A 16,565-nucleotide genomic window follows, 5' to 3' on the forward strand; every position below is an offset into this window, starting at 1 on the left:
TTTTTGAATAGCCATTACCGTTTTATCTTTGTAATATCACCAATCCAATTACAAAAAATTAAGAATGACTAAAATCTGCAGATTACAACAATAAAATCAAGAGAAATCTTGAAATTCAACAGGGGGCATAAAGTAGATTCACTGCTCTGCTTTTTCTTTTATCGCTCTGTTTAGACCTCCATATCCGGATTCTGCAGCATAGATGGAATTTGGATAATAAAAATTATCTGATCTTGTTGTTCAGATCAATTTTAGCTTAAAAAATCTGACACCCAATCAATCAAAATATTACAATTATGTTTCAGGACGATCATTCACCCAAAATGCCTGTTTCCAAAGATAAAATTCCCGTTGTAAATAATCTTAAAGAAACATTGACAGATCAGGCGGTCACCAGGACTGCTCAGGAAGTACAGGAAAAATCAAATGGCACTATTAAGAAAGCTGCAGGAAAAATGGCCCAGGCCCAGGCCTATACGGGAATGGTTCAAAACGGATCTCAAATGTTTATGAACCAGGTTAAGCAGCCTAATCCTCCCACCTTGGTGGAAGACAAAGTATGGTCCAAACAGCCCACTTCAGGGATTTATAATGCCGGTACGATCCCTGGAAACCAGGTGGCAGGAATCAATCGTGTGGTAAAGCTTGAAATTGTGATTGACGGAAGAGTGATCAAGCATTTCAAACATTTTCAGTTAAAACAAAGCGCTGTAAAACATCATGAATTCGACCTTACGCTGGCTCACGATACATTGGGAGGCTCAGAAAACCATAATCTGGAAGAAGCTCAGAACTTTCTGGGAAAAAGAATTACAGTGATTTTCAGGTATAAAGATGTTGAAGACGGTCCCGAAAGGAACTTTGTAGGCGTAATCACTGAAGTAGGTTTCAGCCAGGAAAAAGGGAGTCTGGGAAATATTGTTCTTACCGGTTCCAGCCCGACTGTCCTTTTAGATGCAGCGCCTCATATTCAGAGTTTTGGCGGGGCGCAGGAAATCAGCCTGAACAGCATAGCAGATCAGGTGATCAAAGAAGGATTAGGACAAAACACCTTTGATTTCAGGGTAGATGCAGCCCACGGCAACGTTTCTTACAGTTCCCAATATGAAGAGACCCATTATAACTATCTGGCCAGAATTGCAGAAGCCTATGGAGAACAGTTTTATTATGATGGGGAAGTACTGCATTTCGGGAAACTTCCTCCTCAGGAAAAACCGGTAAAACTTACATATGGAAGCAGCGTAAGCGATGTCAAAATAAAAATGAAGGCACAGCACGTGAATCCATCATTCTATGGTTACAACAGCAGTAAGAACGAAAAATTAACAGCCGGAAATTCGAAGATTAATCATACCTCAGATATTGCTAAAAGGGCTTACGAAATTTCAGAAAAAACTTTTACAACCCCATCGCTGAGAGTGGCGCCGATAAAAGCAGTGTCTTTTATGGACGTGGAAACATCGCAGAAAGGAACAGCCGGAAGCAAGGCTGCGGAAGTTTTTGTTATTTCAGGAATTACAACGGTACCGTTTCTCTATCCCGGCTGTATTGCTGATATTGAAATGAGAAAAGCCGAAAGCACTGAAACTACTTACTTTACCAAACTGATGATCACAGAGATGTCTCATGAGGTAGACGCCAGAGGGTATTATACAGGAACATTTGAGGCAATAGCTTCTGATACAGGATTTATCCCCCGCCCGGAATTTCATACTCCAAAAGCAGATGCACAATTTGCCAAAGTAATTTCCAATGCCGATCCTCTAAACCAGGGAAGAGTTAAGGTACAGTTTGATTGGCAAAATGGCTCTACCACGACAGAATATATCAGGGTAATGACTCCCGATGGCGGTGGAAGTGAAAAAGTGAGTAAAAACCGCGGATTTATGGCTGTTCCGGAAGAAGGAGACCAGGTTGTGGTCAATTTTGCCCATCAGCATCCTGACCGCCCGTTTGTAATGGGAGGAATGTTCCATGGAGGAGTTGGCGGTGGCGGCGGTGCCGGAAATAATATCAAAAGCTTAAGCAGCAAAAGCGGCCATACCATGAGTCTGGATGATGGCGGAGGAATTACGGTAAGAGATAAAGATCAAAATTCAGTTTTTCTGGATGGTGCCGGGAATATAACCATAGACAGCAAGATTTCCATTACCCTGAATTGTGGCAGCAGTTCTATTTATATGGATAAAGATGGAAATATTCAGATTAAAGGAAAAGAAATATTTGTACAGGGAATTAATATCGGTGTTGGCGGAACATCAAGTGTCGGAGTCGGAGTAGGGCCTGAAGACGGCGAACCTACCTCGGGAGTAGGCATTAAATCTGATACCTTAGATATTGGTACCAACACGCTTTCCATGAGAGGAGACACAGAAGCGAATCTCAGCAGTGGTCAGAAGATCAATATAGGAGGCGGAAGTGAGACCAATATCGTAAGTGGAACCGTAAAATTGAACTAAGATTAATGAATCCTGTAGATCTGGAGTTGGTCAAATTAAAAAGACAGTGGCAGAAGGTCGTTTCAAAGAACGAAGAAAAACCTATGCTGATCTGTATAGGAGAGAAGCATGAGACCGATCTTTTTGATGGGTTTATGAAATCAAAACTGTCTGAAGATGAAGACGGGGACGATATTTTTTTACTCCATTATCAGGAATTTAACGGGATGAATTCTTTCGGTCAGTCTTTATGGGATGAATGGAAAGAATATTACGAAATGCTGGAAAAAAGCGAAGGAAATATTCCGGAATGGGAACTCGATATTCCTGATCAATCCTATAAAACAGACGCATACAAAGCTTTCTATCCCTTACTGGAGCTGAAGAAAAAATTTCCCAATATACGGGAATCTAAAATCTACCTCTACATTGCTCCGTTAAGAATCAGCGACAGGGAAGAGCTGTCTTTATGGGTGAAAGAATGGTGCAGAATCTGTGAATCTTCAGAAAATAAAGAAATAAAACTGGTTTGGGCAGAACACCACAGTTACAGAACACTGTCAGATATCTCCTCCGCACACAGCTTCAGGGTAAATGTGGATATTCATCAGCTGATGCAGAATACGGCAGCCCATACCAATCGTAAGAAGAACAGTGTTGATACCGATTTTCAACAGCAGATTCTTACAGCAAGCAACCATTTAAGCAAGGGAAGATACAGAGAAGCAGAACATGCGCTGAAAACTGCTGTAAAACTAGCTAAAGAACAAAAAAATAAACAAGGAGAAATTTCCGCTTACTTTATGCTGACCCAGGCTTATGTTGCTGACAGGAAAAAAGATAAGGCGGAAGATACCTATCGGACGATATTTACGGAAGTAGACCCCAATTCACCGCTGGAAGTTCAGATGTATATGAATTATGGAAGCTATTTATTGGGAAATTCAAAAAAAAGTAAAGCTGAAAAAGCATTTGAAAAGGCAGCAGAAGTTGCTGAGACGATTGGTGAATATGCAATGGCTATTGAATGTAACAGGATCATCGGAACATTATATGATTCTGTCCTCACAAAAGAAAAAGCCATAAGGTATTTTGAAAAATGCCTGGACATTGCAAAATTAATGGATCCCCGGGCAAGAGAACAAAGCAGTCTCAGATTTGTAGCTTCTATGCTGATTATTAAATATGAAGGAAACAGGGATAAAAAAAACATCCTGGACGGTGAAATGAAAAGTTATTTTGGTGATGACTGGAAGGTGAGTGTAGAAAGGCCAAAAGCAGGTTAATCTCAAATTAAAAAACATCATGGCAGATCAGAATAAAAAAACAGTAAAGACCATAAAGGTGGCCAAACCGGATATGAATCCGGAAACTTCCTGGGATGTGGATACAGATGTCACTTCCGTAAGCTGGGATAAAACCACGCAGGGATGGAAAAATGGAATGAAGAATAATGCCAAGTCCCTGAATCCTGTTTCTATGGTGAAGTCTATTACCAGAGGCAGCAATAACCAGCCACAGGAAGGAGCCGGCGGAGGTGGTGGAGGCGGAGGATCTGTCACTGCAGAAAAAGCAGCCCCGGAAAGCAAAGTAAAGCTGATTAAGGTTAATACACCCGCTCTCACCTCAACAGCTATTCAGCATACAAGCAAGCATTTTGATATTGTACTGGCCATTGATATCCATTGGACACTGACTCCGCTTATATTTATCCCGCTGCCCTTGCCGCATCCGTTTATCGGAATTGTTTTCGACGTGATGGATTATATTACGTTCAATATTTCCGTTCCGCAGTTTGTAAGAAACGTATTCCCTTCACTTCCGGAAAAAATTCCGATGGGAGGTTCGATATTTGTTCACGGAAGACATAAGGCGACTACAACTACAAGTGTGATGGGAGTGGTGATACCATTCAGACATATTACTTCACTTATTCCGGCATACATTATTCCGTTTCCTCAGGAAGCACCTCATGAAGGAGAAGTGTATTACGGAGCGCAGACTGTTCTGGCGCAGGGAAGTAAGATGAGTGGGAACCAGCCGCAGCAGGTACTGACCTGTATGGGACTCCCTTTCGGAATGACAATGCTGCCTGCGATGCCGGATAAACCTAAGAAAAATCCTTTAGCTTATTTTGCTTTTTACAATAATTTTTCAAGTATGTATATTCAGATCAATACGGGCGGACCTGTATTGGTAGGAGGAGCTTTTGTTCCGCATGTTTATACACCCGGAGAAATGCTGATGCGTCTTGCCGGAATGTTCCTGATGAGAAGTTTAACCAAAAAAATGGGAAAACTGGGGGCCGCCGGCTTAACGAAATTCAATAACAGTGTTCTTAAAAAAGGACCCTTAAGCAAACTTAAAGTTTCCCAGGCACTCTCTAAAAAGCTTTGTAAATGGGGATTTGAGCCCGTAAATTTTGCTACCGGAGCAATGGTCTTCGAATGGGATGATTTTGAAATTAAAGGAAGCACTCCATTAACCTGGAGGAATATGTGGCACAGTGACAGGCCTTATGATTTCGGACCCTCAGGAAACGGAGTGTTTAATAATCATGACCTGTTTATTTTACCTGATGAAAACGACCGGGTGGCAGGGTGGATGCATCCTGACGAAAATATAGCCATGCTGATTCCTGCTCCTGAAATTGGGGAAGAGATGACGTATTTCAGAGATCAGAAGATCTGGCAGTACAGGCCCGATACAAGTATATGGATTGTCCGTAAAGGAACAGATATTTATACCTACAAACGCTTCCATCATATAACAGAAGGAATAATATATAAAGTAATCCGTATTGAATATGGTGACGGAACCATCAGAAAATATGAGTATGAAGACCGCAATATTGTCCTGAAAAGTATAAAAGATGTCAGAAGCGGTTTCAGTATAGAAACAGTAATTCATCCTGAACTGAAAAAAGTAACGGAGGTTTATTACTGCTATAAAGATCAGAGAGATCTGCAGGTTCGCTACGATTATGATGGGCGCGGTAATCTTACCCATGTCTGGGACATCCATAAAAAGGCCATTGTCTTCAGTTATGATAGCGAAAACCGTGTTGTCAGCAGAATCAACAGAAATGGAATGAGCTACAGCTGGAAATATGACAAAAAAGGAAGGGTATTACATACCAAAGGAGCAGATGGATATATGGAAGGGAGGCTCAGTTATAACGATGAAGAAGGTTTTACAGAAGTTATATATCCGAAGCAGCATAACAAAACTGAACGTTATTATTACGACGAAAATTATCTGATCTATAAACAGGTAGACGGAGAAGGAGGAGAAACCTGGTACGATTATACAGCTCACAACGAATTGAAGATGACAGGATCTCCGGAAGGCAGAGTTCAGGGCTATACCTACGATGAAATGGGAAATATTAAAATCTTCCATACTCCGGATGGAGAAGAATACCATTATCAGTATAATGAATTCGGACAGATAATTGCCCGTTTCTCACCTTCAGGCGCTTCAGAAACATGGAGCTATGACGAAGAGGGAAAACTGCTCCGCTATACCGATCCTGCAGAAGAAAGTGTATACTATGAATATGCAGATGGCGAAAGAGTTCCTGAAAAAAGCATCCGGGAAGAGATCATCACTCATTATAAATATAACCACAGAGGGCAGCTTACCCAGCTCACCAATACTGCCGGAGCCGAACAGTACTGGAAATATGATGAGTATGGAAGGCCGCTGGCATTCAGTCCGAGACCTTTGAACAGAACCCTTTGGAACAGGGATAAAATGGGAAGAGTGGTTGAAGTGAACGAGCAGGGGCAATTCCCGTTAAAACTCCGTTATGATGCCTATGATCTTCCGGTGTATGCTACCGATGGGCGTGCAGAATGGCTCATGAGCTATACGCCAATGGGAAGTCTGAAACGTCAGGTCCGCCGGAATGCTCTTTCCCATAAAAAAGAAGAAACACTGGTTTTCGGATATGATGCTTATGAAAACCTGATGAGCATTACCAATGAAAAAGGGGAAACTTATCAGTTTGAAAGAAATTATAATAACGAAATCACCGGGGAAACAGGCTTTGACGGTCAGAAAAAATTCTTTATAAGAGATAAAGACGGAATGGTCACCCAAAGCAGGACTCCTCACGGAAAAGATATTTTTTATGAGTATGATCTGGGTGGAAGATTAACGCAGACCCATTATCCGGACGGAACCTGGGAAGCCTATCAGTATGATACCTCGGGATTATTGGTTAAAGCAGATAATGAAAGCAGCAGTGTGGCCTTCCAGAGAAATAAATTAGGGCAGATCACCAGTGAAAAACAGGGTGAGCATACCATTCAATATGAATATGACAGTCAGGCGAATCTGATCGGTCTAAAAAGCAGCCTGGGAGCAGAAGTAGACTATTCTTATAATGACCTCGGACAGCTTAAAACGGTAACCGCCGTTACTCCGGATGTGTACTCACCCTGGCAGATGAATCTTGAGATCAGCCGGAATGGGCAGATGCATTCCCGTGAAATGTCAGGCGGGGTGGAAAGCACCTTTGAATTTGATCATATCGGAATGCCGGTAAGCCAGAAAGTAACCGTGAATGGAACCAATACCACCTTCCATAGAGATTACGACTGGGGAGCCGGAAACCGTTTGCTGCATACGCTGGACAGGGTGACGGGCGGAAGAACCAGATTTGATTACGATGCTTTCGGAAGCCTTGTTGCTGCAGAATATTCGAACGGGGAGGTGCAATATAAAAATCCGGATGCTACGGGATGCTTATATGAAAGTACCCGGAGGACTGACCGTGTTTATGATAAAGGAGGCAAGCTGATGCGGGATAAAAACTGGTTTTATCATTACGACGAAGAAGGAAATTTATTATTAAAAAGTAAGCGGCCAATTAACAATGTCAGACCGGAACATACAGAAGAACAAAACAATACACATCCTTATTATAAAACCATTGCTTCAGATTGGCTGAACAGCCCGAAACTGCCGGATAGAGCTGATTTACCCAATGTAAACGAAGATTCCCCAACAGAAATCCAAAACCCGGAATGGTCCTCCGGAGACTGGGCATATTCCTGGAATGCCAACGGAATGCTGGCTAAAGTAAAGCGCCCCGACGGCAAAGAAGTAAGCTTTGAGTATGATGCCCTCGGAAGAAGAACCTCAAAAATTGGTCTAAAGAAAATAACTCGTTATATTTGGGATGGTAACGTTCTTCTGCATGAATGGAGCTATGATGCTGAAGAAGTTCCTGTAACGGTTGTAGATGATAACGGAAATGTCATCGCTGGAAAAGAACCTGTGGAGAATGTGGTGACCTGGGTGTATGAAAGAGGAAGTCATGTACCGAGTGCGAAAATAATTAATGAAGAAAAATTTAGTATAATTAATGACTACATTGGCAGGCCAATACAATCGTATAATGAAGATGGAACTTTAATTTGGAGTACAGAATATAATATATTTGGAAAAACTAAGAATTTAAAAGGAGATAACAGCTTTATTCCATTTAGACAATTAGGTCAATATGAAGATGAAGAATTAGGAGGCCTTTATTATAACCGGTTCCGATATTATGACAGCGAACAAGGGAATTATATTTCTAAAGATCCCATAGATTTGAATGGAGGAAATCCAACATTATATGGATATGTTTGGGATAGTTTAAGTCAATATGATCTTTACGGACTAGATACCTTTGCGCAAAGATTAGGTAATTTTGGAGAAGATAAAGTAATGGCAGGCTTAAAAGAGAGTGGTAAATATGTTGATGGTGGAGTTTTCCACGTACAAAATGCTTCCAACCAGGGTATTGATATTGTAGGATTAAGACATGACGGTAAATTTGATGTATTTGAAGTGAAAACTAATATTACCGGTAATGTAGGAAAACTTTCCGAAAGACAGGCAAACCCTTCAGCGTTTATAAACGATGTATTGAGTGATCAGAAAGCAGGTGCAGGTACTTATGGTATATCACCACAAATGGCAGAAAGAATACGAAACAATATAGGAGATAAATATTTAGTTGATGTTTATGTGGGAAGAGGAGAAAAAGGAAAATGGTTTGTCGAAAAAACAATGCTGTCTAATTGGGACGAAATAGGAAAATTATACCAATAATCAGGTTAAAATTTATAGATATATATGAATTACAAAAAATATTTAGATATTCAAATTAAAAAAACAGAATCAAATCTTAACAGCAGAACTAAAAACAATAATTTTGAATTCTTTTATAACTGTGTTAATGATTTTATTGAAAATGATAAAGAAGAATTTGTTGAATCCTTTACTGAATTTGGGATGCAGTTTGAGAATAAATATTCTATCTCTGGCATTCTGCAAAAAATATTTTACGTAAGATCAGAAAGCAGTATCGTTGAGTTTAATAAACAGGCTGATATTAATAATTTCAGAAAATTACTTGATGCTTATTATTGGCTTAATTTAGCTTTTATTAAAGCATATAAAGAAAATCAGGAGTTAAAAGGAGAATTTTTTCAGGATACCGTGTTTGCTTCTCTATTGGCATATTCCTTTTATCCGCAAGCATTAGATCATACATTAGATTATCTGTACGTTCAGTATAATGAAACCCTGAAAGATGAAAGCGAAAAGATTATTCCTGAAAAAAGAAAATATGATAAATACTATAGTTACGCTGATGTATTTCAATTACTAAAATCACTAATTTCGAGTAATCATAATACTTCTTTTGAAAAAATGCTAGAGGTATCTGTTCATGCAGATTATGAGTTTGCTATTAAAAATTACTTAAGTGAAGATCCGGAAGTTGTGAATGAAGTATTAGAAAAAATGGCTGCATTTCACATAAATAATAAAGGAGAATCCTATCTGGATACTTTTAATCATGATTGCTGGAAAATTTTTCCATTGGAAATGATAAGTATTTTAATTGACAGAAGAAGGAGAGGATTATCAAATGAAGGAATTAACCATCCATTAATTTCACATTTCCTGCCATTTATTTTCGAAGTAGGATCTCTTCCCAATGATGAATTTACCAAAAGATTAGAGAGTAAAATAATATAAAGTAAATGTCATATATAAATTTAGTAATGTCATTAAAGAATTTTTATCCGAGCTTATTGATATAGGGGTGAAGAGCGGTTCTGTACTTCATAATAATTATTTTATCAAAAAACATGAGCGAAAATTCAGTTAAAGAAAAATCATTAAACCTTAGTAAAGAAAATAAAATCAAATTTAATCTGTCATCACTTATAAGAATTAAAGACCTGTATCAACTTTTTGAAGAGGAAATTAAAGATGATGATTATGATTATGCTCAACGTTTTAAGAATGGGAGTACGCAGCTTACTGAGTTTTCAGACTATGTTTTCAGTCATATTTTTATGGGTAATGAGCTAAATTATTCAGATATTGAGAGGTTTAATAATCTAGATCAGTTAGCTCCTGAAGATGATGAATACAGTAGTTATCAGGCCGCAATTGCGGTGAATATTGTCATGATTGCCACCAACATCATAAAAATTGTAAAAGGAGAGGAGTCGAAGATAAAATCAATAATAGATTATACTTTAGATGTAATCAATAATCTGAAATCCGAAGAGTTTTTTACGGATAATCCTGATGGAGATGATGATGAAAGCGAAGAATATCTTGAACCATTTTATGATAAGGAAATCTCTGCAGAAGATAGGTTGATAGATATAATTGACAACATGTCACAAAATGACTTCATAGCATTTAATGAGGAAAACAGGATTCTTTAAAAAAAATATAACAAAATTATCAGATAAAGATTTAGATAAGGAATTTGCATTTGAAAGAGTTATTGAAACGAGTTCATCTGTTTTAGTAGAAATATTTAAGAAATTGGTTCTGCAAAAACAGATATTGATGAGATTGTAAATTTAGGTATTCTGTTTTCTCCACTGCAAATATTTTGGGATGGGATTGTGAAAAAAGATGGAAATTAATAGGACAAACTGAAAACCATGATAAGTTTAAAGATTCTGATTATGGAAATCTTAAAATGGTATTTGGAACTGATGGAGATTTTAGATTGAGAGACCTTAGTACAAAAAAAGGAAGTGCCTATTTCAAGGGAAAATATGAATCAATATGAGTTTTCTATAGTATGGTTTCCTATTGACTTGGAAAATAGAATAGTAAAAGCTATTGAGTAGTATACTTTTTTTAATGTAAAAATAATTGGAAATTTTTTATTCTAAATTTTTATCACACAAATAAATTGTATTCAAGGGTGATAAACTTTGTAAGTTGAAATATCTAATAAATTATGGGTTTATTTTTGAAAATTACTTCTGAATCTCAAGGAGCAGAAACAGTTGAAAAAGCTATTATTAACAACAACGTGATCAATTACATTCTTGATGGATTAAATGATTATTATTGGCAAGACCAAATAGCACCAAAATTGAGAACATTAAACGCCCAATATAGTCATATTACACTCGGTACTATTCTAAGGCTTTTTCTTCTTGAAAATATAGAAATTGGTAATTTAAAATCATTCTCCAGATATATAAAAAAAGATGATAAACTGGTTATAGATCAAATGCTTGTTGCCAATAAATATGAATCGTTAACTGAGGATGAAACCAGAAAAGCAATTTGTGATGATGTTTTCAGTTATTTTGAAGAAGTTATACTAAAAAACAAAACTAAATTTCAGGATTTTGATGCAGTAGCATTTATTCCATTGCTTGAGGAGAGATTTGAAGAAATTAAAGAGCAAAAAATTGTTAATGATAGAAAAACAACGTAAAGATACATAGAAATTTCTGGAAAAGGAGAAAAAATACTACCTCTCAGGCATTTAAAAATATTTTCCCAATGGAAGTGGTAAGCATTTAATTGCTAGAAGAGAAAGGGGATATCAATGAAGGAATGCACCATCCACTAACCTTGCATATCCTACCATTTATTTCCAAGTAGAATCTCTGCCCAATTGATAAATTAACAAAGAAATTACTACAGTAGGAATAAAATGTTACTAGATAAAACGATAAGAAAAAATTTAGACGGTGAATATATAGTTATCCACGCTAATCAGTTAAGAGAAGGTACAGAATATGCTAAGCATTTAAAAATTGCTCAAATTCAGGTAAGAGGATTCTTAGGACACGAGAATACTGAGTCCAAAGTAGATTTTAAAGAATTTGAAAAACTTTCGGATCATTTGAAAATCATATCTTTAAGTGCAATAGAAAATGTTATAAATATAGAATCAATATATTCTCTGCAAAACCTCGAAAAGATTTATTTAGAAAAGCAAATGTTTTCAATTGATATATCAAATTTCCATAAAATTAAACATCTCGGTAGTGAGTATTGGAAAGGGTTAGTTAATTTTAATGAAGCTTATTCATTACAAAGTCTGGTGCTTACAAAGTTTGTATACACGAACCTTCGTGAACTTTCCAAATTGCAAAATCTGAAAGTTCTCCATATATACAATTCGAAGATAGAAACGCTGGATGGAATAGAAAATCTTCCATTGGAAGAATTAGCTTTAGTGAAAAACAATAGTTTAGAAAATATACAAGCCATCAAAAAATTGGAAATACTGAGGGATCTTTTGATTGAAAAGTGCAAAAAAATTGATGATTATGAATTTATAGACGAGATAAAAGACAGAATGAATGTAAGAATTATTAAATAGATTGATAAATATGAAATTGAAGAAGAATAAATGAGCAGCATACCTCAAAAGATACAGAAAAATATTGATAACATTGGATCATTAAAAAACAAATCTCCGGATGGAAAAAACTGAGTGAAGAGGACTGTTTCAAGCTGTTAAAGAATTTGAAAAAACTCCAAGGTTGGAGGTTTTATCTGATGAAATACTATCGTTAGATATAGAATTACCATAAATTATAATTGATTTTAGTATATTCTATGGAAAAATATAAAGTAGATTTTGGTGAAACATCTCATTTTAAAGGAATAACGATTTCTTATGATCACATTGAGGAAGGTTTGGACTATGCTCAAAAAAATAATATTAATGAGGTATGTATATCGACTGATGATATTGATACAAAACAAGTGGTAAATTTTGATTTTTTAAAGGGAAGAAATTTTATTACAACTTTTCATTGGCTAGTTCCGCTCGCTAAAAAATCTAATATTACAGGTTTGTATAATTTGTCAGAATTGGAAGATTTCCGTTGGAGTGCTGGTACAGACTTTAATCTTGATTTATCAAAGATACCTAATTTGAAAGTTCTTAATATTGGCTACTATAAAGGTTTAGAAGGTTGGGAAAACTTAAAGTCACTAAATCGTTTATTAATTGGAAATGTAAAAACTGAGGATTTATCTTTTCTAAGCGAAACTGTTAACTTAGAATTTTTGCGTATCATACGTGGAACTTTTATCTCTATTAAAGGAATTGAAAAGTGTGGTAAATTAAAAACAGTATTTATTCAAAGTTGTAATTCTTTAATTCATGTAAAAGAAACAATTAAGCAAATGAAGAGTATTGAAAATTTGCTTTTAGAAAAATGTAAAAATGTAGACTTGGAAGGAATTGAGTTATTAGGATTAAAAAATATATCGGTTATTTAATTTATAGATATTATAAAAAGATAAAGCCCAGGTTCTGCAAAGATACACATCGCAGTTTTTTCGAAAACCTTTAAAACAGATTTTTATAATGATAAAAATCAATTAGTTAAAGTGGAATAATTAGATTCAAAATTTTTGTATTCGTATTAGTAGAATGTCAAACAAAATAAATATTTTAAATACAATTGATAACGTAATAGAGTATGCTAAACCTCTTTTAGATAAGTATGAAGTTTATATATATATTGAATATAGAGATTCAGGAAAAGTGTGGTATACTTTGTTAGAAAATAATGTTAAAGAAATTGACATTAATAAAAGTTATAGTTGTTTTTTTCTATCCACAAAGTTAATTGACGTTTCACAGAAGATAAGTTTCTATAGTGATGAAATATATGGTTATACAATAGAGGGAACTGGAGGTAGAGAAGACGGAGATAATATTGAACAGACAGCATTAAGAATGATAAGCAAGACTCCTGAAAAAAATATTAAATCATTTTTTAATGCACTGCTTAATATGTTAAAGAATGATGCTGATTATGAGAAAGGAGTTTACTCAGGTGCGGGAACTTTTTACAAGGACATTTTTTATTTAAAAAGTATGGGGCAAAGTAAAATATTCTGGTTTGATTTCAAAAGAAAAGATAAACCAATTAAAATTACTGGATAACTAAATCTGACGAAATACTATCGGCTGATGTAGAATTACCATAAATTAGATTTATGTATGAACATAGATTACATAAAAGAAAAATTAAATTTCCTTAAGGTTAACCCGGAAAAATTAAATACAATAATACCAAAAGAGTTTTTTCTTAATCCTGTTATTCCTGAGTCAGAAGTTTTTTCCATTGAGAGTAGCAATAAAATTAAGTTTCCTGAAGATTACAGAGACTTTATTACAAAAATTGGGAATGGTTGCATTGGGCCTGATTATGGGCTTTTATCATTACAGGAATCAATGGTTGATTTTAAGCTTAAAACAAAACCTGCGATTGACTTATCAATACCTTTTCCTTATTCTGAAAGCTGGAATGAAGACTGGATTTTTGATATTGATTGGGATAGTGGAGAGCGTCCGGATGAAAATCAGTTAAATCCATATATGGATACTAGCCATATAAATGGGTGTTTGCAGATTTGCCACATTGGACATGGTTGTACTTATCTGTTGGTTGTAAATGGAAGGGAATATGGAAAAATTTGGACTGATGACAGAGCTGATTATGGAGGAATAAATCCTTTACTAGATGATAATGGCTTGACAATGTCTTTTGAACGTTGGTATCTTAATTGGCTTGAAGAAGTTAGTGATTAAAGTGAAGCAGGTTGACTGAGATTAAGTTGATGTGCTTTAAACTGAAAAAAATTATAATAATGTCAATCAAATCAGAGTATTTCAATTTACATGACTGGGATCGAGTAGAATTTTTAAAGAAAATTGAATTTGAAGATGAGCCATCCAAATGGGACTTATTCGATCATATTATTCAAGATGAAGAAGAATATGATTTGGCCCGTATTGAAGCATTGAAAATTTTAGAAATTGCTGAAATTCCGGGTCATATAAAAGACAAGATTAAGAAAACCCTCATTGGAGTTATCGAAAATACAGAAGATTATGATGTTAAAAACTATGCAACCAGTGCGATGGTAAACTTTGTAGAATATTCTCAAATAAGAACTATCGCAAAAAATATGGTTTTAAACATAGATGAAGATATCGATATACGTTATAATGCTTTTGACATTATCAGGAAAATTTCTGACATAGATGAAAGAAATGAAATACTAAAGAAGTTACTTAATGATACGGATTTTCAGAAATCTGCTCAGAGAGTTCTTACGGAAGGTAGCTGATTGATAATTAACAATTAAAAAAGTAAATGTCGTATATAAATTTAGTAATGTCATTAAACAATAGGAAATGTGAAAAAATACCAAAGTTATTGAAACAATAAATAAAATTTAATCCAAATCCAAATCAAATATATATATGAAGAAAATATTCTCAGAACTTAAAGGTTTCGTGATATTTAGTCCGCAGCTTTTAGCAAACTATTTGCAGGAAAATCATCTTGCAGGTAATAATATCTTAAAATATTTTGTAGAAAATGAACATGGAGATGAAATAACCAGATCCGGAATCGCTATTCCCATTATTGGGGTAGATGAAGATTATTATGCTTTTCAGGTTTCAACGAATGATGAAAAGATTTTTAATGATGAAGAAATTGCAGTGGAATCAAGAGGCTGGATATTTCAGACCGCTGACAATGAAGTGAAAATTGTTGGAATCGGGTATTTAAAAGATATTACCACAATTAATGATGAAAACAGTATTACTTTACCGTTGGAAAATGGTTGGTATTCTTTAAAAATACGGGGTGGAAGTAAAAATGGTGAAAGACTATTTGAGCTGCATATGGAGAAGCAGGACGTGTATCCGGTTTTTACAGGCGATGTCACAACTGAATATTATTATGGTTAAAATATGTATTGAAAAATAGGCTAAGGAGCTAAATGTCTGATGCTGAGTTTTTAATACCTGTATTTTTTCTTGTTTAAAAATATGGTGTTTTTTCAAAACGGCAGAAATGCGAATTTCTTGAAAAAATATTTTGCCAATAATAAAAAACTTTCTATATTTGCACCACTGAAAACAACGGTACTACCGGAGTTCAGGGAGAGTTGGCAGAGTGGTCGATTGCGGCAGTCTTGAAAACTGTTGACTGTAACAGGTCCGGGGGTTCGAAACCCTCACTCTCCGCAGAAAAGAGCTACAAATTAAAAATTTGTAGCTCTTTTATTTTGTCATAATGATAGTGCAGGAGGCCTTTTTGGGATCAAGCGCAAAAGTTGGGGACTAAGCAAAAAGTTTGGTTAATCTGAAGAGAAGGAATGTTCTGTCTTTTACGCCTCTGAGCTGCATCCTAAAGTTCTTTATTTTCGCATTGAAAGATTCTGCCACAGCATTCGTGTTTCTTTGATCAAAATAGCTCAAAATATCCTTCTAATGATTTATTATTGTCCTTCTAAGAGTCCTAAAGGAAGTAAAGCCTGGCTCTTCCATATCTTTAAACCAATGTGCGAGCTTAGTCATCACTACAGATTTTGGAATTCTCTGGTTATAAATTGTTCTAAGTCATCGGTTAAGTAATCTCATCGACCTTCATCCGCAGCTTTCTGTTGATCTTTAAAGATGTATGATTACAAAATCACTCTGAGTACCTTTTATTATGCCTGCAATACTTCCTTTTCTCCTCTTGCTTTTTTAGAGATAAGAAAGGTATAAAACTCTCCGTCAGATAAAGCTGCTTCGTCTAGGGATAAAGATTTCTGAGAGGTTTTCAGGAAGTAATAATTTAAGAAGGTCGTGATCGCTTAGCATGATTCAAAAATTTGTCAATTTAATTCCCCCCCAAAAAAAAACTTTAGCACTCATTGTTTAACACATATATTAAGAATTTGGTTAAATCTTCAATAAAAATGTTTGATGATTATGTCTTTGGGGGTCACAAAGCTCTTTTTTTAGGAGTTTTTTTATCGACT

13 protein-coding genes and 1 tRNA gene are annotated in these 16,565 nt (G+C 35.6%); 13 read left to right on the forward strand and 1 reads right to left on the reverse strand.

The window, feature by feature from the left end; genetic code table 11:
* The first annotated feature begins 296 nt into the window (after positions 1-296).
* The 13 genes from ACP3T3_RS01880 to ACP3T3_RS01940 all read left to right on the forward strand — a co-directional run bounded on the left by ACP3T3_RS01880 (position 297) and on the right by ACP3T3_RS01940 (position 15,783).
* Positions 297-2,459: a type VI secretion system Vgr family protein gene (locus ACP3T3_RS01880; protein WP_426478244.1), complete on the forward strand. Its 2,163-nt coding sequence runs from the start codon at positions 297-299 to the stop codon at positions 2,457-2,459.
* A 5-nt stretch (positions 2,460-2,464) separates the two neighbouring features.
* On the forward strand, positions 2,465-3,724 hold the full coding sequence (locus ACP3T3_RS01885; RefSeq protein ID WP_426478245.1) for a tetratricopeptide repeat protein: 1,260 nt from the start codon (positions 2,465-2,467) through the stop codon (positions 3,722-3,724).
* A 19-nt stretch (positions 3,725-3,743) separates the two neighbouring features.
* The gene (locus tag ACP3T3_RS01890; protein WP_426478246.1) at positions 3,744-8,546 is read left to right on the forward strand and encodes an RHS repeat-associated core domain-containing protein; all 4,803 of its coding nucleotides are present in this window, start codon (positions 3,744-3,746) and stop codon (positions 8,544-8,546) included.
* A 24-nt stretch (positions 8,547-8,570) separates the two neighbouring features.
* A complete protein-coding gene (locus ACP3T3_RS01895) occupies positions 8,571-9,479 on the forward strand; it encodes a hypothetical protein (protein WP_426478247.1) in 909 nt (302 codons plus the stop codon).
* A gap of 113 nt (positions 9,480-9,592) precedes the next feature.
* On the forward strand, positions 9,593-10,183 hold the full coding sequence (locus ACP3T3_RS01900) for a hypothetical protein (RefSeq protein ID WP_426478248.1): 591 nt from the start codon (positions 9,593-9,595) through the stop codon (positions 10,181-10,183).
* Between the two features lie 530 nt (positions 10,184-10,713).
* On the forward strand, positions 10,714-11,202 hold the full coding sequence (locus ACP3T3_RS01905; protein WP_426478249.1) for a hypothetical protein: 489 nt from the start codon (positions 10,714-10,716) through the stop codon (positions 11,200-11,202).
* 222 nt (positions 11,203-11,424) lie between these two features.
* Positions 11,425-12,099, forward strand: a complete 675-nt coding sequence (locus ACP3T3_RS01910; protein WP_426478250.1) for a hypothetical protein — start codon at positions 11,425-11,427, stop codon at positions 12,097-12,099.
* A 239-nt stretch (positions 12,100-12,338) separates the two neighbouring features.
* The gene (locus ACP3T3_RS01915) at positions 12,339-13,010 is read left to right on the forward strand and encodes a hypothetical protein (protein ID WP_426478251.1); all 672 of its coding nucleotides are present in this window, start codon (positions 12,339-12,341) and stop codon (positions 13,008-13,010) included.
* A 154-nt stretch (positions 13,011-13,164) separates the two neighbouring features.
* Positions 13,165-13,683, forward strand: coding sequence for a hypothetical protein (locus ACP3T3_RS01920; protein ID WP_426478252.1), 519 nt, complete (start codon positions 13,165-13,167; stop codon positions 13,681-13,683).
* A gap of 57 nt (positions 13,684-13,740) precedes the next feature.
* On the forward strand, positions 13,741-14,331 hold the full coding sequence (locus tag ACP3T3_RS01925) for a hypothetical protein (RefSeq protein ID WP_426478253.1): 591 nt from the start codon (positions 13,741-13,743) through the stop codon (positions 14,329-14,331).
* Positions 14,332-14,390: 59 nt separating this feature from the next.
* Complete coding sequence (locus ACP3T3_RS01930; protein WP_426478254.1) at positions 14,391-14,873, forward strand: hypothetical protein; 483 nt, start codon at positions 14,391-14,393, stop codon at positions 14,871-14,873.
* Positions 14,874-15,009: 136 nt separating this feature from the next.
* Entirely contained in the window at positions 15,010-15,504 is a 495-nt protein-coding gene (locus tag ACP3T3_RS01935; RefSeq protein ID WP_426478255.1) for a hypothetical protein, read from the forward strand.
* Between the two features lie 194 nt (positions 15,505-15,698).
* Positions 15,699-15,783 (forward strand) — tRNA-Ser (locus ACP3T3_RS01940).
* Between the two features lie 96 nt (positions 15,784-15,879).
* On the opposite strand, the gene ACP3T3_RS01945 is transcribed toward ACP3T3_RS01940, so the two are convergent.
* Complete coding sequence (locus ACP3T3_RS01945) at positions 15,880-15,984, reverse strand: hypothetical protein (protein ID WP_426480022.1); 105 nt, start codon at positions 15,982-15,984, stop codon at positions 15,880-15,882.
* Positions 15,985-16,565 lie beyond the last annotated feature (581 nt).

This window comes from Chryseobacterium sp. CBSDS_008, from assembly GCF_049959325.1.
Lineage (GTDB): Bacteria > Bacteroidota > Bacteroidia > Flavobacteriales > Weeksellaceae > Chryseobacterium.

What these genes read in the sequence shown, in the direction of transcription:
- ACP3T3_RS01920 (WP_426478252.1), top strand. Translation starts at nt 13,165, where the DNA reads ATGTCAAACAAAATAAATATTTTAAATACAATTGATAACGTAATAGAG.
- ACP3T3_RS01885 (WP_426478245.1), top strand. Translation starts at nt 2,465, where the DNA reads ATGAATCCTGTAGATCTGGAGTTGGTCAAATTAAAAAGACAGTGGCAG.
- ACP3T3_RS01880 (WP_426478244.1), top strand. Translation starts at nt 297, where the DNA reads ATGTTTCAGGACGATCATTCACCCAAAATGCCTGTTTCCAAAGATAAA.
- ACP3T3_RS01925 (WP_426478253.1), top strand. Translation starts at nt 13,741, where the DNA reads ATGAACATAGATTACATAAAAGAAAAATTAAATTTCCTTAAGGTTAAC.
- ACP3T3_RS01905 (WP_426478249.1), top strand. Translation starts at nt 10,714, where the DNA reads ATGGGTTTATTTTTGAAAATTACTTCTGAATCTCAAGGAGCAGAAACA.
- ACP3T3_RS01910 (WP_426478250.1), top strand. Translation starts at nt 11,425, where the DNA reads ATGTTACTAGATAAAACGATAAGAAAAAATTTAGACGGTGAATATATA.
- ACP3T3_RS01935 (WP_426478255.1), top strand. Translation starts at nt 15,010, where the DNA reads ATGAAGAAAATATTCTCAGAACTTAAAGGTTTCGTGATATTTAGTCCG.
- ACP3T3_RS01900 (WP_426478248.1), top strand. Translation starts at nt 9,593, where the DNA reads ATGAGCGAAAATTCAGTTAAAGAAAAATCATTAAACCTTAGTAAAGAA.
- ACP3T3_RS01915 (WP_426478251.1), top strand. Translation starts at nt 12,339, where the DNA reads ATGGAAAAATATAAAGTAGATTTTGGTGAAACATCTCATTTTAAAGGA.
- ACP3T3_RS01930 (WP_426478254.1), top strand. Translation starts at nt 14,391, where the DNA reads ATGTCAATCAAATCAGAGTATTTCAATTTACATGACTGGGATCGAGTA.
- ACP3T3_RS01895 (WP_426478247.1), top strand. Translation starts at nt 8,571, where the DNA reads ATGAATTACAAAAAATATTTAGATATTCAAATTAAAAAAACAGAATCA.
- ACP3T3_RS01890 (WP_426478246.1), top strand. Translation starts at nt 3,744, where the DNA reads ATGGCAGATCAGAATAAAAAAACAGTAAAGACCATAAAGGTGGCCAAA.